Source organism: Actinopolyspora lacussalsi, from assembly GCA_030803735.1.
Lineage (GTDB): Bacteria > Actinomycetota > Actinomycetes > Mycobacteriales > Pseudonocardiaceae > Actinopolyspora > Actinopolyspora lacussalsi.
In genome coordinates this window covers 1347559-1365149 of record JAURUC010000001.1, presented here as the reverse complement: position 1 = coordinate 1365149, position 17591 = coordinate 1347559, and the positions used below count along the sequence as shown (strand labels likewise).

At 66.0% G+C, this 17591-nt stretch carries 17 protein-coding genes and 1 pseudogene; 6 read left to right on the top strand and 12 right to left on the bottom strand.

Annotated elements, in window-relative coordinates; all coding sequences use genetic code 11:
• Positions 1-50: 50 nt before the first annotated feature.
• Both J2S53_RS05995 and otsB read right to left on the bottom strand, forming a co-directional pair.
• Positions 51-2471 carry a glycoside hydrolase family 65 protein gene (locus J2S53_RS05995; protein ID WP_456240141.1) on the bottom strand — a complete coding sequence of 807 codons (2421 nt, stop codon included), beginning with the start codon at positions 2469-2471 and terminating at the stop codon, positions 51-53.
• Between the two features lie 126 nt (positions 2472-2597).
• Positions 2598-4163: a trehalose-phosphatase gene (gene otsB, locus J2S53_RS05990; RefSeq protein WP_456240140.1), complete on the bottom strand. Its 1566-nt coding sequence runs from the start codon at positions 4161-4163 to the stop codon at positions 2598-2600.
• Between the two features lie 172 nt (positions 4164-4335).
• On the opposite strand from otsB, the gene J2S53_RS05985 reads away from it, so the two are divergent.
• Genes J2S53_RS05985 through J2S53_RS05970 form a run of 4 tightly spaced genes read left to right on the top strand, consistent with a single transcriptional unit; the run spans position 4336 to position 6631 of the window.
• Complete coding sequence (locus J2S53_RS05985) at positions 4336-4653, top strand: SAV_915 family protein (protein ID WP_456240139.1); 318 nt, start codon at positions 4336-4338, stop codon at positions 4651-4653.
• Complete coding sequence (locus J2S53_RS05980) at positions 4650-4937, top strand: hypothetical protein (RefSeq protein ID WP_456240138.1); 288 nt, start codon at positions 4650-4652, stop codon at positions 4935-4937. The genes J2S53_RS05985 and J2S53_RS05980 overlap by 4 nt, the downstream gene beginning before the upstream one ends.
• Before the next feature lie 3 nt (positions 4938-4940).
• On the top strand, positions 4941-6104 hold the full coding sequence (locus tag J2S53_RS05975; protein WP_456240137.1) for a hypothetical protein: 1164 nt from the start codon (positions 4941-4943) through the stop codon (positions 6102-6104).
• Positions 6105-6157: 53 nt separating this feature from the next.
• Positions 6158-6631: a GNAT family N-acetyltransferase gene (locus J2S53_RS05970; protein WP_456240136.1), complete on the top strand. Its 474-nt coding sequence runs from the start codon at positions 6158-6160 to the stop codon at positions 6629-6631.
• 7 nt (positions 6632-6638) lie between these two features.
• On the opposite strand, the gene J2S53_RS05965 is transcribed toward J2S53_RS05970, so the two are convergent.
• From J2S53_RS05965 to J2S53_RS05950, 4 genes are all read right to left on the bottom strand, one after another.
• The gene (locus tag J2S53_RS05965; protein ID WP_456240135.1) at positions 6639-7478 is read right to left on the bottom strand and encodes an SDR family oxidoreductase; all 840 of its coding nucleotides are present in this window, start codon (positions 7476-7478) and stop codon (positions 6639-6641) included.
• A gap of 113 nt (positions 7479-7591) precedes the next feature.
• A complete protein-coding gene (locus J2S53_RS05960) occupies positions 7592-8347 on the bottom strand; it encodes an ANTAR domain-containing protein (RefSeq protein ID WP_456240134.1) in 756 nt (251 codons plus the stop codon).
• Positions 8348-8503: 156 nt separating this feature from the next.
• Positions 8504-9025: an STAS domain-containing protein gene (locus tag J2S53_RS05955; protein ID WP_456240133.1), complete on the bottom strand. Its 522-nt coding sequence runs from the start codon at positions 9023-9025 to the stop codon at positions 8504-8506.
• A 1272-nt stretch (positions 9026-10297) separates the two neighbouring features.
• A complete protein-coding gene (locus tag J2S53_RS05950) occupies positions 10298-10510 on the bottom strand; it encodes a transposase (RefSeq protein ID WP_456240132.1) in 213 nt (70 codons plus the stop codon).
• Positions 10511-11117: 607 nt separating this feature from the next.
• On the opposite strand from J2S53_RS05950, the gene J2S53_RS05945 reads away from it, so the two are divergent.
• Entirely contained in the window at positions 11118-11279 is a 162-nt protein-coding gene (locus J2S53_RS05945; protein ID WP_456240131.1) for a hypothetical protein, read from the top strand.
• Positions 11280-11310: 31 nt separating this feature from the next.
• A pseudogene (locus tag J2S53_RS05940) lies at positions 11311-11540 on the top strand (FMN reductase); the annotation flags it as partial.
• A 107-nt stretch (positions 11541-11647) separates the two neighbouring features.
• Here the strand turns inward: J2S53_RS05940 and J2S53_RS05935 are convergent.
• The 6 genes from J2S53_RS05935 to J2S53_RS05910 all read right to left on the bottom strand — a co-directional run bounded on the left by J2S53_RS05935 (position 11648) and on the right by J2S53_RS05910 (position 17473).
• Entirely contained in the window at positions 11648-13423 is a 1776-nt protein-coding gene (locus tag J2S53_RS05935; protein WP_456240130.1) for an MAB_1171c family putative transporter, read from the bottom strand.
• A 7-nt stretch (positions 13424-13430) separates the two neighbouring features.
• Positions 13431-14003, bottom strand: a complete 573-nt coding sequence (locus J2S53_RS05930; RefSeq protein WP_456240129.1) for a hypothetical protein — start codon at positions 14001-14003, stop codon at positions 13431-13433.
• A 98-nt stretch (positions 14004-14101) separates the two neighbouring features.
• On the bottom strand, positions 14102-15361 hold the full coding sequence (locus tag J2S53_RS05925; protein ID WP_456240128.1) for an amidohydrolase family protein: 1260 nt from the start codon (positions 15359-15361) through the stop codon (positions 14102-14104).
• Positions 15362-15519: 158 nt separating this feature from the next.
• Complete coding sequence (locus J2S53_RS05920) at positions 15520-16218, bottom strand: hypothetical protein (RefSeq protein WP_456240127.1); 699 nt, start codon at positions 16216-16218, stop codon at positions 15520-15522.
• Complete coding sequence (locus J2S53_RS05915; protein WP_456240126.1) at positions 16215-17117, bottom strand: ATP-binding cassette domain-containing protein; 903 nt, start codon at positions 17115-17117, stop codon at positions 16215-16217. Before J2S53_RS05915 ends, J2S53_RS05920 begins: the two co-directional genes overlap by 4 nt.
• The gene (locus J2S53_RS05910; RefSeq protein ID WP_092928423.1) at positions 17114-17473 is read right to left on the bottom strand and encodes a GntR family transcriptional regulator; all 360 of its coding nucleotides are present in this window, start codon (positions 17471-17473) and stop codon (positions 17114-17116) included. The genes J2S53_RS05915 and J2S53_RS05910 overlap by 4 nt, the downstream gene beginning before the upstream one ends.
• Positions 17474-17591 lie beyond the last annotated feature (118 nt).

The window sequence follows — 17591 nt, the reverse complement described above, 5'->3', positions numbered from 1 at the left end:
TCCCGTTTCCGGGATCGTCTTCCGCGTCGGATTACGGAAACGGATAATTTTCATTTTTCGGCGTGCTCCAGCGAGAACACGGTGGTCTCGCCCGGATCCAGCATCACCGTGCGGGAGCCACAGGCGCACCGGATCGGCGACTTCCCGCTGCCCGGCGCGGTGCGTACCGCCGCTGTCCGGCCGGTGATGGTGATGTCGACCGGGTGGCCGCGGAATCGGATCGCCAGCTCCAGCGCGCCGAGCTCCTCGGGCCAGAGCGGATTCAGCACGAGGGTGTGATCCTGTACTTCGATGCCCGCGAAGCAGCGTTGCAACAGATCGATGCTGCCCGCCATGGCGGCAAGGTGGATCCCCTCGGCGGTAGTGCCCCGTTGCACGTCGTGCAGATCACCTGCGAGCACGTTGTCGAAGAACTCCAGCGCCTGACGTCGGTTGGCGCGGGCCAGCACCCATGCGTGGACCACGGCGCTGAGCGTGGACCCGTGGCTGGTACGTCGAAGGTAGTAGTCGATGTTGCGCGGGATCGTGTCCCGAGGCATCGCGTAGCCCAGCGTGGTGAGCAGTCTCTCCAGTTCCTCGGCCGAGAGCAGGTAGAACAACATCAGTACATCCGCCTGTTTCGACGCCCGGTAGTGATTGGGGGAGTCGTTCTCGGCTTCCAGGATCCGGTCGAGTCGGCTGATGTCGCCGTAGCGGTGTCGGTAGTCTTCCCAGTCCAGTTCCGCCAGCCGTTCGTAGCCCTCGAACTGGCTGATGATCCCGTCGTCGTGGAAGGGGACGTACATCCGCCGCGAGAGGTGCTTCCACCGGTCGGTCTCGCTGTGGTCGAGATCGAGCTGGTCGGTGAGTTCGGCTCGGCGCCTGTCGTCGAGCTCGTCCAGGGTTCGCAGCGCGGTGCGGCACAGCCACGCCGCCATGACGTTGGTGTAGGCGTTGTTGTCGATACCCGGAGAATCCCGGTCCGGGTAGCCGGTGTGGTACTCGTCCGGCCCCACGATCCCGTTGATGGTGTAGCGGTCGCGTCCGTGTTCGTAAGTGGCCAGCGACGCGAGGAACCGGGTGGTCTCCAGTATCGTTTCCGCGCCCTGCTCGGCGAGGAACTCCTCGTCGGCGGTGGACTGGTAGTAGTGCCACACGTTGTGGGCGATCGCGATGCCGATGTGACGTTGCAAATGCGTGTGATCGGCCAGCCATCGTCCCGAACGCGGGTTCAGGTGCCACGACTGGCTCTCCTCGCGCCCGTTGCTGCCGCTCTGCCAGGGGAACATGGCGCCGGACAGTCCCGCTCGCCTCGCCGCGCGCCGTGCCCGCGGCAGCCTGCGGCAGCGATAGCGCAGCAGCGCTCGTGCCACCCGCGGCATGCGCAGCGTCAGGGTCGGCAGCACGAACAACTCGTCCCAGAAGACGTGGCCCCGGTACGCCTCACCGTGCAGCCCGCGGGCCGGGACACCCACGTCCAGGTCCGCCGTGTTCGGCGAGACGGTCTGCAGCAGGTGGAACACGTGCAGCCTCACCGCCTGCCGAGTGGCCGCGCTCGTGGACAGCCCGCAGTGGAAGGTATCGCCCAGCCGGGCCCAGGCCGCGACGTGGGAGCTCAGCAGTTCGTCGAATCCCTCGGCCTCGCGGGCGGCCTCCACCGCCTCGGATACCGGCTCCACGATCGCCGAGTCCCGCGAGGTGTGGAGCGCCACGATCTTCTCGAGCCGTACCTCGTCGAGCCGGTTCGAATCGACGGTGAACTCTTGGAAGACCGCCTGCTCGTCGTGAACCGTTCGGCCTCCGCCCGCCAGCGGTACCTCATCGCGGAACAAGCGGGATCTGGCCGCCTCGGCCACCCGGATGTCCGATCCCGAGGTGCGTGCGTGCAGCACCACGAGGTTCTCTCCGACCTCGCTGCCGTGGGTGTCGACCAGATGCCGCCCGTTCAGTTCCCCGTAGCGTTCCACACCGTGGTTGCCGACCCGCCCGTCCAGGCCGCAGCGGAACGTGATGGTTCCTGACCAGTCCTCCGGCACGAGCGTGGTCTCCAGTCCCGCCAGATGAGGTCGGCTCATGTGTACGAACCGGCGCTGCACCATCCTGGTGGTTCTCCCCGAGCCGTCCCGCAGGCGCGCCCTGCGTACCAGGATCCCCCGTTCCAGATCGATTTCCTGTTCGTGTTCCAGCGGCTCCACCACCGTCGGCCCGAGCCAGGGGCCGCCGTCGATGCGGAAGGTAAGCGCCAGCCAGTTCGGCATGTTGACCAGCGACTCGTGTTCCAGTTCCCGCCCGGACACCGTCGAGGTGATCCGGTTGTAGCAGCCCGCCACGTAGGTTCCCGGGTAGTGCACGCCGTCGTCGTCGGCCTCGGGCGCGCTCCCCCTGGTGGCGAAGTAGCCGTTCCCCAGTGTGCAAAGCGCTTCCCGCCGCTTCTCGTCGGCCGGATCGAAGTCGGTGAAGACGAGTCGGTGTGGACTCAGCGGATCGTTCATGACCGTGTCCCTCGTGGGCACAGCGGCGGAGCAACGCACCCGAACCCGCGTGGCGATCGGTTACCACGCGGCGACGGGATTACCCGGTGAGGGTAGCCGGCCGGCGTCGGATACGCCGTTTCGAACTCAACGGATCCCACCCGCACGATTCGAGGAGATGTGCCCCAGCACGTCGGTGAGTTCGTCCTGACCGTCGACCACATAGTGCGCCCAGCTGAGATGATCGGCATGTTCCGAACTGCGCACGAATATCCCGACACCGCTGTCGTGGACCACGCGCAGCGCGTCCTCGTCCGTCCGGTCGTCGCCCGCGTAGAACACGACGAAGCCCGAGTCGTTCGCCGCGGCTCTCACCCGCTCCAGCAGCCGGTGCAGCGCGGCGCCCTTGTCCCAGGCCACATTGGGCACGATTTCGATCACACGGCGCCCTGTGGTCGGTTTCACCGTCTCCCGGTCGGCTGCCGCGTCGTACACCGGCCTCGTCACGTCCTCCACCTCCTCGTCCGCGACATCGCGATAGTGCACCGCCAGCGCGAACCGCTTCCGCTCCAGGAAAACCCCCGGCGTGACGAGTTGGGTTCGCAGCCGGGCCTCGATGGTGTCGAGATCGTCGACACCGGCTTCGCCGGCCCCGTGTACGAACACTTCACCGCCAGGTGCGGCCAGTTCGAAACCGTGGTTCCCGCCGTACCAGAGCTCGGACAGCCCTACCTTCTCCCGCACGTCGCACAGATCGCGACCGCTGATCACGGCTAATGTCGAGCACCCGGCGAGCCTTCGCAGCACCTCTCGACCGCGGTGAGGCAGCTTGGCTTCGGACGGGGTGCCGGCGATCGGTGCCAGCGTGCCGTCGAAGTCCAGCGCCACGAGTAGCGGTGCGGTGCCGAGCCGTCCGACGATCCGGTCCCGGCGCGACACGGCAGCGGGTAGCGTCCTGACGTCTCGTGGCTCGGTGGCTCCCTGTGCCGCTACATCGAACAGAGTCGTGACCACCTCGTCAGCCCCGGCGGAAAGCAGCGCCTCGGCATGACCGGTACGGTCCACTCCGATCACCCACCCGAACCCACCGGCTCTGCCTGCGCGTACCCCGGGCTCCGCGTCCTCCAGCAGTACGCACTCCGACGGTTCGGCTTCCAGCAGCCGAGCTGCCTCCAGGAAGATCGCCGGGTCGGGTTTGCCTGCCAACCCGAGTTCATCGGCCCGCAGTCCGTCGAGAACGACGTCGAACAGCTCGCCGAGGTCCGTGTGCCGCAGCGCCCACTCGCAGTTGCGGCTGGCCGAGACGAGGGCCGTGCGCGTCCTCCGCTGCCGCAGGGACTCGAGAAGTCCACGAGCGTCCTCGTGAACCCGAACACCGTTCGCCTCGACGAGTTCGCGGAAGTAGGCGTCCTTGCGGTTGCCCAAGCCGTGAGCGGTGTTCCGATCAGGACCGTCGTCGGCGTAGCCCAGTGGTATCTTGATCCCCCGGGAGCGCAGTAGTGCCAGCACGCCGTCCGTCCGGCGTTTGCCGTCCACGTGACGCCGGTAGTCCTGCTCGGTGAAACGATCGTGCGAGTCCGACGAGGTCGTTCGGGTCGCCAGGTACTCGTCGAAGAGCCGTTGCCACGCCGCGAAGTGCACCCGGGCGGTGTCGGTGACCACACCGTCCATGTCCAGCAGTGCCGCCTCGTACCTGGCCGGATCGATGTTCACAACCCCATGATGGCTCCCCTACCGTGGCACCGCAGACCGTTCGGATCGGGCACGGTGGTCGCACAACCCTGCCGCCGGGGCGGGCGTCCCACGAGTGCCGAGCGAATCGGTGCGTGGTGCACGGTGCTCGGTTGCGGCGGTATCCGTACGTGTCGGTACGAGGAGTGGTTCGGTGGCCTGGACTACCGGCGGATCGGGAGAGACGCGACTCCCCGAGGACTTTCCGCCCATGGTGTACCTGCCGTGCGAGACCCACGTGGCTCGGGCGGAGGACGCCGTGGTGCAGCTGCGCGAACTCGACGACGGCAGGCTGGTACTGCCGGTCTACTCGGCACTCGACCGGCTGCACTCCTGTTGTGGAAGGCGACAGCCCTGGTTGGTCATGCCCGCCACGCAGTTGGGAAAACTCGGGCGGATCGCCCACTTCGATCTCGTGGTGCTCGACATGGACATCCCTGAGCAACAACGCGTCCAGGAGGTGAACCGATGAGTTCCGGTTTCCGAATCGACCCGATGATTCTGGGCGAGATCACCGGAGCACTGCGGCAGGCGGGCGACGAGCTGCACCGCACACGCGCCACGGCACCCGCCGAACCGGATGCGGGTGAGGCGCGCACCGCCGTGGCCGCATTGCTCAACCAGCTCGTAGAGGAAACGGATCGGCTCTCGGACACCGCCTCGGCAGCCGGTGACGCGGTGGCCGACAGTGCGGCCGCCTACACCGAGGCCGATCGCCAGGCACGCGAAGTACTCCTCGGATTACGAGGGCGGTAGGACATGCCTATCCGGACCACAGTGAGCGGTGACCCTTCCGCCGTGTTCGCCGCGGCCGAGTGGATACGCGACACGTTGGCCAGGGCCGTCACCGACACCGCCGACCGGGTGTTCACCGCCCGCAACCGGGCGGACTCCGGCTGGCAGGGCACGGCGGGGGAGGCGTTCCGCGACACGTTGACCCGAGGGGGTCACCTCGCGGACGAACTCGCCGGTGACGCCGACGGGATAGCCGCCAGGTTCGACCAGGTCGCCGCCAGTCTGCGGTGGACCCAGCGGGAGATGCGCCGCATCCGTACCGAAGCCCGGACGGCGGGACTCCCGGTCACCGAGCACACGGTGGAGGAGCCCGGTCCCATGCCACCCGACCCCGGACCCGCACCCGGGGGGAGCGCTGCGACACCGGACGCGCTGCGGGCACACGCCGAGGCCGTGACCGCGAGGCAGAATTTCGTGGCACGGCAGCGGGTTTACGAGAAACTGCGTGTCGAGGCCGAGGTCGCGCACGCGGAGTGGAGCGCCACCGGTGCCGACATCAACAACACGGCAGGGCGATTTCTCCGGAAGAACTGGCCAGCCATCGGCAGCTCCGTGTTCGCGGCCGGTGAGAGCGTCGCGAACTACGACCGGTCCATCAAGTCCGCACAGGCCGGGATGCTCGGTGACGAGGCGGCGCTGCGCGGCAGCTGGGCGGAACGCGCTTGGCGTACCGGCAACCGCGGCGAGTTCGAACGCCTGCTCGGCCGGTCCGATGAGTTCGCGGCGAGGGCCGGAACCACTTCCGACGACGTGGCAGCCTACGGCAAGACGATCGGTAGAGCGGGGCTGGCATTCAGCGGTGCGCTGACAGTCGGAGCGGTTGCCTACGACATGTCCAACGGCGAATCGGCAGCCCAGGCGGTGTCCTCCAACGGGCTCGGGCTGGCTTCCTCGGTGGTCGTCAGCTCGGCCGTGTCGGGAGCGTTGGCCGGGACCGCGGTGGGCGGTCCGGTCGGGTTCGCGGTCGGCGCCATCGTCGGTGTAGCCGCCGGTGCGATCACCTCGGGCTCCGTGGACTACGCCTTCGAGAACGGCAGTGACGATGTCCGGCGGTTGGCGGACGACGCGGGTGAGGCACTCGACTCGGGGCTCGACAACGCACGAGGCATCGTCAGCGGACTGGTCTGAGCCGTCCTGTTCGCATGTCCCCGAATCGGTTCGTCGGGGCGTATCCTGGCCGAGTGATCCCTTCGGAGACGGGTTGCCGACTCGGTGGGAGTGCCGAGGCCGATGAGATAGCCGGACTGCTCCACCGCTTCCAGCTCGAGTTCGACGAGTTCACCCCGGGCGCGGGGCCACTCGCCGAGCGGATCCGCGCTCACGTCGCGTCGGAGATCAGCGTTTTCGTGCTCGCCGAGCCACCTCACGTGGGTGCGGCCCAGCTGCGGTTCCGCGATCACCTGTTCACCGCGAAGCCGGTGTGTCTGCTCGAAGAGTTCTACGTGGTGCCCGAGCACCGCGGGTGGGGTTATGGAGCCGCCGTCCTGGAGGGCGCGATCAGCCTCGCCCGGCAACGTGGTGCGGCCACGATGGAGCTGGGTACGGCACAGAACGACACGGCGGCACGCAACCTGTACGAGAAGTACGGTTTCACCAATCTCGAACGCGAAGGCCGTCCGGAGACGCGGCTGCTGTACTACGAGCGCGAGCTGTGAGCCCGCTTCAACGGTGTCGTGCGCCCCGCTCGGCCAGCACGGCCCGGTAACCCGCGCGGTAGTCGGGATAGGTGAACCGGAAACCAGATTCGAGGAGTCGATCGTTGCGGCAGCGCTTGCCCGTTCCGCCAGGCTCCGCTGAGTCACGTACGGCGGGAGGGGCCGTGCCGAGCTCCTCGGCGAGGAAGCGCAGTATTCGGGCCCGGTCGACCGGCTCGTGATCCACGCCCATGTAGACCGGTGCCGGGCTCTCCACCGCTGTCGTGAGATGCACGATGGCCGAGGCCGCGTCGTCGCGGTGGATGCGATTGGTGTACTTCGGGCCGGGATCGACAGTGGCGGTGCCGTCTCGTACCCGGTCGATCAGTGAGGTACGGCCGGGACCGTAGATACCCGCCAGCCGCAGGGCTATCGCCTCGGGAAACCTACTGTGCAGCCTCTCCTCGGCGGCCACGAGCATCTCGGCCGTCGCCGAGGCCGGGGCGGTCGGGGTGTTCTCGTCGATCACGCCGTCGATGTCGCCGTAGACCGCCGTCGACGACACGAACAGGATCCGTGGCCGGATTCCCCTCTCGTCGATCGCGTCGAGAACGTTGGTCAGACCGTCGAGATACGTCGAACGGTAGCCCGCGGCCGTGCGCCGATCGGCGGTGAGCACGATGACGACGATGTCGGTGTCGCCGGGCACGGCCGGACGCTCTCGGGTGAGGTCCACGGCCTGCCCTTCGATGTTCTCGGGAAGCAGGTCCGGAGTGCGTCGCAGACCGAGCACGTGGTGTCCGGCGGCCGCGAAACGCAGGCCGGCCTCCGTACCCAGATCACCACATCCGGCGAGCAGCACCCTCATCGTCGTCGCTTTCGATCGTCGTCAACCCGTCACTTGCCTGCCGGTACCCTTCGACACCTCACGGACGAGCGGCCCTCACACCCGAAGCGCCCGTGAAGGCGCGAGCGTGCGGTTCACCTCGTCGTGTCGGTGCTCGCGGGACCGACCGCCTCACTGATCATACGCTCGGCGACTTCACGCAGTTTGGTGTTGCTGCGCTGGGAATAGTCGACCAGGGTGGCGAAGGCCTTCTCGGCGCTGTAGTTGTGCAGCACCATGAGAATGCCCTTGGCCTGTTCGATCATCGGACGCGACTCCAGGGCGGTACGTAACTGCTCGGTGAGCCTTCGAGTCGCGAGGTAACGCTGCCAGGTGCGCAGATAGCCCTCGATCGCGGTGGTGTAGAGGTCCAGCACGGTCGCGTCCAACTCGCGGTATCCGTGGTCCCGTCGCGAGTAGAGGTTCATCGCCCCCTGGTACTCGTGGTCTATGAACAGCGGCGCGGACAGATAGCTGCCGAGCCCCGCGTCGGTGGCCGCGCTGGTGAACTCCGGCCAGCGCTGCTTCGCCTCCGTGAGCTCGACCCGGACGATTTTTCCGGTTTCGGCGGAGTGCAGCGAAGGCCCGTTGCCCGCCCGGTACTGCTCGGCGTCGACCTCGATCACCGTTTCGTCGGTGCAGACGAAGGTTTCCGGCCCATCCTCCCGGTGTAGTGTGACTCCGGCCATGTCCACATCCGGTATGGCTCGCAACACCTGCTGGCACACCCGATTCAGCAGCTCCTCGAGTTTCTCCTCGCGTTCCAGGGAGTCGGTCACGGTCTCCAGAGCCCCGGTGATCTCCTCCAGCTGGGCCTGCCACTCCGTGTCCTGCGTCGGATACTGCTGCATTCGGGCCTTCCTTACCGTGAGCCAACCGAAGGCGATCCTACTTGCGCGGCCATGATGGCTCCCCGGGCGAACCGCGTGCTCTCGGCACACGACGTTCCACGCGGACACGGGGTTCCGTGGCAGCGGAACCGGCCGGTCACACGGTCGCGGTTCCCGCTACCGCTCGCCGTTCGACAGGATTCCGGCGGAATCGGCGGCACCGGTGGAACCGACTCCTTCGGGCACGCGTGCGGTCGGGAGGGTTTCCAACGCCGATGTCACCGTCGGATGCCTCTCCACCACGGTGTCCAGCCCCGCTTGCCACACCGCTCGCCGAACCGCGTGCGTGTTCACGACCAGTCGCAACAGCATACCCCGGTTGGAGGCCTGCGAGTGAGCGTAGCGCAACAGCTCCAGGCCGGAAACGTTCAGGAACTCCACTGCGCCGAGATCGATCACCAGGAGTCGGGCCGTGGCCGACAGTCGAGGAAGGAGCACGTCCCGGAACCGTGTCACGGTGGTGGAATCCACCTCACCGACGGCGGTGAGCAGAATGGTGTTCGGTCCCGGTCGTGCGATTCGCAGCCGCAGCCTTTCGGACTCCTCGATCGACTCCTGCCAGGCAGGTTCGGGGGTCGGAGGTGTTCGTCGGTCCGCGCCGGAGGGGACGGGGTGTTGTTCGAACGGTTTCGGTGTCATGGTTTCTCCTCCATCTGCATCGACGTGTGTCGTCGACCCAGGCGTGGGAACCCGATGTGGAACCGATCGAAAAGAGGCTTGAGGCCGTGTCCGGTCGTGAAAGCAGTCCTGCGAGCCTGGATCCAACGACACTGTGCTCGGATCTGATCCAAGCTCGAGTGTGGTCCGGCTGACTGCTCAACCTCCTCCCACCATAGCAGTAACCGCTCCAATGGAGCACATGTCACAAGGGTGGCCGTGACCCGGCTCACCCGGTTCGGTCGCGGAGCTCCCTCGAGGTGTGTTGTGGAAGGAGGTGCTGGGCAGTGCTGTGACTCGTCGTAGCGGGCCCGCTGTGAAGGAAGGGTGTCCCCGCTGCTGGTTCGAACGGGAACACCTCTGCTATCCCCGGGACGACGTGGCTGTGGGTTCAACCCCGCATCCCTCGGTCAGGTATGGCCCGGGCACACCGATGACCTCCCGACTCGGGTTACCGGGAAAGACCCGTTCCACACGTGGTCGGCGGTGCTGATTCGGAGTCCGGCCGACCCGTGAGGTGGACGCTTGGCCCGCTCGCGAGAGATGGGAGGCGCTCGACAATATCGTGAACTATTTTCGTGAGTGCTGTCCTGGCGGTGGTCCTCGAAATCTTCGTCGCGGTGTTAGTAGCTCGTTCGTGTGTTTCACGGAGTGAGCGTTTGTCGATGCCCACATTCGGTGTATAAGCTTTTGATCAGCGAGTGCGATGCAAGCTTTCCGTAGTGTTCGTCGGGACTGGTGCCGCCGGCTCGACCTCGTTTCGGGCGGAACGGGCGTTGGCAGGGGCATGACTGACCGGAGGGCGCGATGGAACAGCGTGATTCCGCGAAGGGGGTGTGAACATATGTTGCACGGTTTATAGCATCGCTGGTTACAGGGAAAAGCTTTCCCGTCCGGATGGACACCGCGCATCATCGGTCAGGATCAGGCTTGGGGGCGCATGCGATGACGATCACCGGTCGTTTCTTTTTCTGCTGATGTTTTTCGTCGTGTAGCCGACTGGCATGGCGCTTCCTGTGCCGGAAGTACCGAACATCCACCTTGGGATCCTTTCAGGAGCAAAGGCTCTTCGAGGACACTGTGTTGGCTCGTGTGTTCATCCTGATCCGGTCGAGTGGTTCCGGTGCGTGAGTCGCGATGCACCGTAGAGGAGCTGGGCACGTGACCGGCAATCGGCGCAAGTTCCGGCCTTCGGGCCGGAGCTTGCGCCGATCAGGTGTGTTCGTGGTCGGAAAGGTTAAGCAGGGCAACGTTTTAAGCAGGGCTGCGTTTTACGCGGGCCCATTGGTTCTGCGCTTGCTGTCGGATGATATGCGGCGGTGCTCCACCGCAGGAGTTGACAAAATACGAGGGCGGGTACAGGAGTCCTCGGTGCTTCCGGGATCGAAAGTGTTGCTTACCTCGTCGTGAGGCCTCCTCTGTGAGGCTGTTTACCGGTTTCGATACCGTCAAGTGCGCTGCGGGCACTCCACGAATGGGTGCGGGGTTCGTTCTCCCCAATGCGGTAGCTGAGTATCGCCCCCGAAAACGCGGTGTCGACCAGTGCGACAGTCATCGGCCCGTAGGCTGGCAACGATATTTTCGGTATTGAATCGTTACTACTGTCGGTTGTGTTTGAACCGAAAATCCTACAGATGTCCGGGGGATTCGGGGGCGTGGCAGCGGAGTGCGAATCCGCGCCGTCGCATTCCGCAACCGAATTCCTCCGCGCATCGGTTACCGCTCGGACTCCCACTCTCGTCATGCGTGTTCGGGGTGCCGTGGTCGCTGGACGCATACCGTGCGAGGCACCGGGACGATCTCTCGTGAGACATCCGGCTCGGGTGGGCGGGCCAGGAGTCGTGTCATCCGAGCACTCCGACCGGACGAATCCCGCCACTGGTGGTCCGTCCGTATCTATGGCGTGACCAGCACGAAATCAAAATTGAAGTTTTGCTAAAAGGTTTTGTAGAAAGTTTCACTTGTTCTACTGCGATCTCGTCCGCATCGTTGAAGGGGACAACGAACCGCGACCGTCGGACCCCTGCCGGGATCCGACGGTCGCGGTGACCGAACCGGGAGCGGTGAGACGACGATGCACGAGCAGGACGTTCAGAGCGAGACGATCACTTCCGAGCTCCGAGCACAAGAAGGAGCCGAGGTTGCCGAGCCGGCTGTCACCGGGGTCGATCCCACGTGGAAGCCACGTTCCTGGTTCGCCGAGATCGGGCGCTGGCGTGCTGATGTAGCCAAGTGACATCGCCGGGAATTCGTGCGGCATCTATGAACTCGGGACTGCTGGAGGTGTGACTGATGGAGTGTTCACGGTGTGGGCCCAGGACGAGGCCCGCAGGGCCGCGGGAATCGCGGGGGAACCGTAGTCGACGACGTCAGGCTTTCCGTGCCGGGATCACTGGCGCGGTTCGCCGAGACACATCCGGTCGACGATCCCGAGGTCGCCGAGCAGCTCTCCGACGCGATCGCTCGGTTGAGCGAGGGAGTGACCGCGCAAACCTGAAGTGTTCCCGAGCCCGGCCCTCGACTGTCCGTTCGGTGTGACTACCGGTTCTTCCGGTGTCGAGACCAGCGGTTCCTCGAGCTGTGCTGTTGTGGGAAGTCAAGGCGTCACACGAGCAGCGCGTAGCCACCACCGGCCAGCAGACCGGCGATCGTTCCCGCCGTGACCTGGGCCGTGGTGTGGTCGTTCACGGCGACCCGCGACCATCCGATCGCGGCGAGCAGCGGGGCGGAGGCCCACCAGCCGGGGCCGAGCGTGACGGCGAGGATAACCACCGCCCCGGCGGCCACCGCGGTGTGCATGGAGATTTTCCATCGAATGGTGATCACCCCGGTGACCAGTAGCGTCAGTACCATCGTGATGTCGAGCGCGATGAGCAGCCAGGGACTGCGCAACACGATCAGCAGCCCGAGCCCCAGCCCGCTGGAGCCGAGCAGTACCAGGAAGGGAATCAGCCTCCCAGCGCGGTCCCGGACGTGGTGACCGTCCCAGCGACCGGTCCGGGCGCCCCAGACGATGACCCCCATCGGTAAGAGGCTGCTGGTCAGTGCCACGAGTAACCCCCACAGCAGCGTGGCGATCAGTGAGTCGGTGGCTCGCCAGGCAACCATGAGCGGAAGTAGTAGAACCAGCACCCACGGTGCGAACACCTCGGTCAACAGGTGAGCGCATGTCGTGGTGATCGTGGCCGTCCTCGACTGGACTCTGACTGGTTTCACCGGGGCCTCCGGTTCGGACGTGTACACGGTCGGAAGACTACGGGCCACTCGTTTCAACCAGGCGATCTCGGTGTCGAGGTCGTCGATTTCCGTCGGCTCCGGCACTCGCGGCGCCCGGACCATCGGGGATTCGCCGGAGTGCCACTTGCGCAGGGCTCGGACGATGCCGACGGCTGCTGCTGAGGCTTCCGGGTCCGCGGGGTGAGCTAGGAGAACTCCGGTGACCTCGTTCGGTGCCGGACGGTACGGAGCGAGGAACAACAGCGCGTCGCGAATGTCGACGACCCGTCGGGTCAGGCGCCACTCGATCCTTCGCGACCCGGGTATGGGAGAGCTGCTCGACGAGCTATCCGCCTCGGCGACCACCGGACGCAGCACGGACCACAGCGGTGCGAGCGCACGGTGCGCGTGATGCTGTCGTATCCGGCACAGCGAACCAGTGAGCAGCGGTCCCCAGCCGGGCATGGTGGCCCCGAACGCGACCAGTCCCACGCACGTCGCCGAAAAGAGCGTGGACAGGCTCGCCTCGATACCTGTCGAGTCGCCGTGGCGCGCGAACACCAACACCGAGGCCGCGCTCTTGCTGAGCGCCCAGCCCAACGCGCTGGCACAACCGAGCTGGATCACGGTCAGTCCGGCACGCAGCCACGGCCGATCGCTGAGCCGAATGTAACGGCGGATCAACCGGATGAAACTCAGCTGACTCCAACCGATGTAGCCGCAGAAAACCACGATGTAACCCAGCACCGCGGGAACGTCCGCATAGGTGGCCACGAACTCCGGATCGTAGGGGACCGGCTCCACTGTCAACAGCGCGCTCATGGTGCCGATACCGATGACCAGCACCACGGTTTGACGGCGGAGCGCGGCGGAGGCACGTTCGGGTGGCAGCACCAGATGCAGCAGCAGTCCCTGTACGCACCACGCCGCCACCATCGCGAGATCGTTGGCCAACAACCGTGTGACGTTGGGTATCGGCTCGATCGGTGCCGCCGCGGCCAGTGTGCTCGGTGCCGAGAGCACGGCGGACAACCCCACACCGGCTATGGCGCCACACAGGTGGACCACCCCGGGAGTGCGCGCCCCGCGAGCGCTCCGGAACCGGTACGCCGCGGCCAGCAACGCGGTCGTCCCGACGCCGTACATCAGCAGGCTGGACAACATGTTCCCGTCAGAGTTGATCGAACGCCGAGGTCAACCTGGCAAGCGTAGCGGCTGTCCGGTCGTCCGGTGCTGCCCCTGTCCTCCTGCTGTTACGACGTCTCCCCGTGCGGCGTGTGATCCGGGCGAAGATCAATGTGGCTATGGTTTCGGCCTCGTGCTCCTCGGTGGTGACGTCGCCCCGGTGCAGCAGGTGGGCGAAGGCGGTCGGGGAGAGATCCGGGGCCCGGCGCTGTGCTTCCTGGACGGACAGTACGCATCGCCCGTGGTGGCCGGAGATCATGTGCCCGATCTCGTGCAGGATGATGTAATCTTGGTGCATCGTGCTGGTGTTGTCCGGGTAGGCGATGACGTCGTGATCGTCGTTGCGTTGCCAGGCACCGGTGCTATCGCCCAAGTGCCAGGACACCGCGCACAGGTCGACATCGCGTCGACGATGTCTCTCCAACCCGTCGATGAACTCGTCGATGTCCCACGGATCCGGCAGTTCGACCGAGCGCAACAGGCTTTCCACCCGGCGGTCACAACGGGCGCGCAGCTCGTGCCAGGCTGCCCTTTCCGCCGAAGAACTCGTTCGCCACACGCTGTACGTCCTCGATGGTTTCGGTACCGGTGATTCCAGGGCCGGACGACTCGACCGAACTGACCGGGATCCCCGTTCGGCGTCGCCTCCGCCGCTCGCTACGAAGCGGAAGCCGCCTTGTTGCTGAGCGTGTTCTTGCGGATCTCGCCTGCCTGTGCGACGAGGACCACGGCGGCGGGGTCTGCCAGCCCCGCGATGTCGCGCAGCGGGTCGACGTCGGTCACCACGAAGTCCGCGAGCATACCGGGACGCAGCGTTCCCACCCGGTCTCGCACCCCCAGCAGTCGTGCCGACTCCCCGGTTCCGGCCGTGATGGCCTCCAGCGGGCTCAGCCCGATCTCGACGAGAAGTCGCAACTCGTCCAGGTTGCTCGCGTGCGGGCCGATCCCGGAATCGGTTCCCAGCGCGACCGGGACACCGGCCGCGACGGCTCCGGCGATGTTGGACCTGCAGTGCTCGGCCCAACGGTGCTTCTTCTGCCACAGGTAGTCCGGCACGGTGCCGCGTTCCGGCATCCGCAGCGCCGCCGACAGGGTGGGCACCAGCACGGTCCCGTTGCGCAGCATCAGCTCGTTGCCCTGCCGGTCGAGCCCGTAGCCGTGTTCGAGGCTGGTCACGCCCGCGCGCAGCGCGTTGTGGATCCCGACGGTTCCCTGCGAGTGCGCGGCCACGCCGTCCCGGCGGCGGTCAGCGGCCTCGCCGACCACGATCCGGATGGTTTCCTCGTCCAGTCCCACGTCCTCCGGGTCGTCCGAGGGGGTCGTCATTCCGCCGGTCGCGCACACCTTGAGCCAGTCCACCCCGTCGCGGAGCAGTGTTCGTGATTCCCGCCGGGCCTGTTCCGGTGTGTCCACGACGCTTCCCAGCCCCGGATCCGGGCACGAGCCGTCGGGGAGGGTGAAATCGGAGTGCCCACCGGTCGGGCCCAGCATGCGGCCCGCCACCCGCAGCCGTGGTCCTTCGAGCAGCCCTCGTTGCTGGGCCTGTCGATATCCCGCGTCGATACCGCCGAGGTCCCGTGCGGTGGTTATCCCCGCGTGCAGCGTTTCCCGCATCCGGTGAGCGGTCTCGAAACTCCGCAGGCTCGGGAGTGCCGCCATGTCCCGCAGGGACGACATCATGTCCCCGCCCAGCCCGAAGTGCACGTGGCAGTCGAAGAACCCAGGCAGCAGCGTGAGTCCCGACAGGTCGACCACCGGTGTCGCGTCCCGTGGCGGGGCCGCGTCGGCCGCACCGGCGTAGCTGATCACCCCCTGATCGTCGACGAGCAGCACGGCGTCGGTGACCGGCTCGTCACCGGTGCCGTCGATCAGTACCGCACCCTCGTAACGTGCGCTGACCCCGTTCGGCGCTGTCATACGGTCACCGTCCCCGGGCTGATGTGTGGTTTCGGCCAAGCTGCCACGAGCCGTTCGGCCGTGCACTCCGGACGAGTGACACCCGGTCTTTCCGCGCTCGTTCGGTCGGGACCGGGTGTCCTCGGTGGTTTCGCCGTGCGTCTCCGCCGTGGTGGTCGCTACGGAATCGCGCGGCGGATCGTCAGGTATCCGGCAGCGGCGAACACCGCTGCCAGCCCCAGCGGGTAGGCGAACAGCAGTGCCAGCGGTGGCTGTTCGACGAAGAAGGCTCCGACCGAGGCCCACCATTCCCGCCAGGTAACCAGGAAGGCGAACAGCACGGCCAGCAGTCCGACGCTGATCACGACCGTGTAGACCCCCGGCTGGCCCCAGCGCTTGAACACGATGCCGACCCAGACGCCGATGAACGACATGAGCAGGAACGGCGCGGTGTAGATCAACAGCTGCAGCAGCGGATTGTCCTGAACGAGGAAGGGGAGACCGAAGAACCTCAGCCCCATTCCCCAGCCGTCGGTGCCGGACTCGACCAGCTTCAGCAGGGTAAGCAGAATTCCGTAGAGCAGTGACTGTCCCAGCACCACCAGCGTCGTCGCACCGAAGAACGTGCGGCGGGTGACGCTGAGACCGGCGGCGAACGGAAAGAACTGGGTCATGGTCTGCAGGTGCACCGACAGCAGGACGAAATAGATCGACATTATCGCCCCGCTGGCCGGTTCGCCCTGCTGAGCCGAGTCGCTGATCATCGCGAAGATCGCCAGATTGGCGAGGAACGCCAACCCGAGTACCAGCAGTGGCAGGCCGAACACGGCGGGAACGTTGACCAGTTGGATCCGGCTGACGTTGAGCAGGCGTCTCATGAGCGGGTTTCCTTGTCGTTCGCGGCACCGAGGAACGTCTGCTCACCGGTCGCCTGTCGGGTGGTCTGTACGACGAGTTGCTGCAGGGAGACCGGCTCCACGTGCAGATCCTCCGGGGTTCGCTCGGGGAGTGCGCCGCTGAGTGTGACCCGCAGGAAACCACCGAGCTGTTCCCGGTGAAGTTCGGTGTGGTTCGCCGCGAACTCCTCCACTGCCCGTGCCGGTCCGGTCACCGTGACAGCGCTGGCACGAAGTTTGTCCGTGTCCTCGTCGAGCAGTACCCGGCCCTTGTCCACGAGGGTGACGTGTTCTATCAGGTCACTGATCTCGTCGATGAGGTGCGTGGAAAGCACGATGGTGCGCGGATGCTCGGCGTAGTCGGCGAGCAGGCGGTCGTAGAACCGGTGCCGCGCCACCGCGTCCAGCCCCAGGTACGGCTCGTCGAAGAAGGTCAGCGGTGCACGTGAGGCCAGCCCGATGATGATGCCCACCGTCGACATCTGGCCGCGGGAGAGTTTCCTGATACGTCGTTTGAGTGGCAGCGCGAACTCCTCGACCAGTTCCTCGGCGAGTTCCGCGTCCCAGTTTTCGTAGACCAGGCTCGCCGCGGTCAGCGCGTGGTGGACCGCGAACATGTCGGGATACTTCTGCGATTCCTTGATGAAGCAGACGTCGCGCAGCACTCTGTCGTTCTCGTAGGGGTGTTCACCGAAAACCTCCACATTTCCGGAGGTCTCGAAATTCTGTCCGGTGAGAATCTGCATGATTGTTGTTTTGCCCGCTCCGTTGCGGCCCAGCAATCCGTGAATCCGGTTCTCGGTGAATCCCAGTGACACGTCCTCGAGTGCGACGGTGTCACCGTAGCGTTTGCTCGTCCCGCTCATGCCGGCTACCGTCATGCCTCTTCCCTCCAGGCGTCGATCATCTTCTTCAGATCCTCGGCGTCCATCCCCAGCTTCTGTGCCTCGCCGAGCAGCGGCGCGATGAACTTCTGTCCGAAGTCCTGCCTGCGTCGTTCCAGCAACTGCTCGCGTGCCCCGCCGGCCACGAACATTCCGATCCCCCTTCGCTTGTAGAGCACCCCGTCACTGACCAACTGGTTGATCCCGTTCGCCGCGGTCGCTGGGTTGATCCGGTGGAACGCGGCGAGTTCGTTGGTGGAGGGAACCCGTGTTTCCTCGGGCAGTGAGCCGTCGATGATCGAGCCCTCGATCTGCTCCGCTATCTGGAGGAACAGCGGGCGACCGTCGTCCATCACGTCCACCACCGTCGTGCGAACCAGTTAGTTGGTTCATTAGTCATGTGGGTAACCATGTCACTAGGTCACCCGAGAGTCAACCCACGGAACCCGAACCGGTCCTGCCGCGGGACAG

Excerpts from the sequence above, each read along its gene's own strand:
- J2S53_RS05995 (WP_456240141.1), bottom strand. The coding sequence starts at position 2,471 with ATGAACGATCCGCTGAGTCCACACCGACTCGTCTTCACCGACTTCGAT.
- J2S53_RS05980 (WP_456240138.1), top strand. The coding sequence starts at position 4,650 with ATGAGTTCCGGTTTCCGAATCGACCCGATGATTCTGGGCGAGATCACC.
- J2S53_RS05975 (WP_456240137.1), top strand. The coding sequence starts at position 4,941 with ATGCCTATCCGGACCACAGTGAGCGGTGACCCTTCCGCCGTGTTCGCC.
- J2S53_RS05965 (WP_456240135.1), bottom strand. The coding sequence starts at position 7,478 with ATGAGGGTGCTGCTCGCCGGATGTGGTGATCTGGGTACGGAGGCCGGC.
- J2S53_RS05960 (WP_456240134.1), bottom strand. The coding sequence starts at position 8,347 with ATGCAGCAGTATCCGACGCAGGACACGGAGTGGCAGGCCCAGCTGGAG.
- J2S53_RS05955 (WP_456240133.1), bottom strand. The coding sequence starts at position 9,025 with ATGACACCGAAACCGTTCGAACAACACCCCGTCCCCTCCGGCGCGGAC.
- J2S53_RS05945 (WP_456240131.1), top strand. The coding sequence starts at position 11,118 with ATGCACGAGCAGGACGTTCAGAGCGAGACGATCACTTCCGAGCTCCGA.
- J2S53_RS05935 (WP_456240130.1), bottom strand. The coding sequence starts at position 13,423 with ATGTTGTCCAGCCTGCTGATGTACGGCGTCGGGACGACCGCGTTGCTG.
- J2S53_RS05925 (WP_456240128.1), bottom strand. The coding sequence starts at position 15,361 with ATGACAGCGCCGAACGGGGTCAGCGCACGTTACGAGGGTGCGGTACTG.
- J2S53_RS05920 (WP_456240127.1), bottom strand. The coding sequence starts at position 16,218 with ATGAGACGCCTGCTCAACGTCAGCCGGATCCAACTGGTCAACGTTCCC.
- J2S53_RS05915 (WP_456240126.1), bottom strand. The coding sequence starts at position 17,117 with ATGACGGTAGCCGGCATGAGCGGGACGAGCAAACGCTACGGTGACACC.
- J2S53_RS05910 (WP_092928423.1), bottom strand. The coding sequence starts at position 17,473 with ATGGACGACGGTCGCCCGCTGTTCCTCCAGATAGCGGAGCAGATCGAG.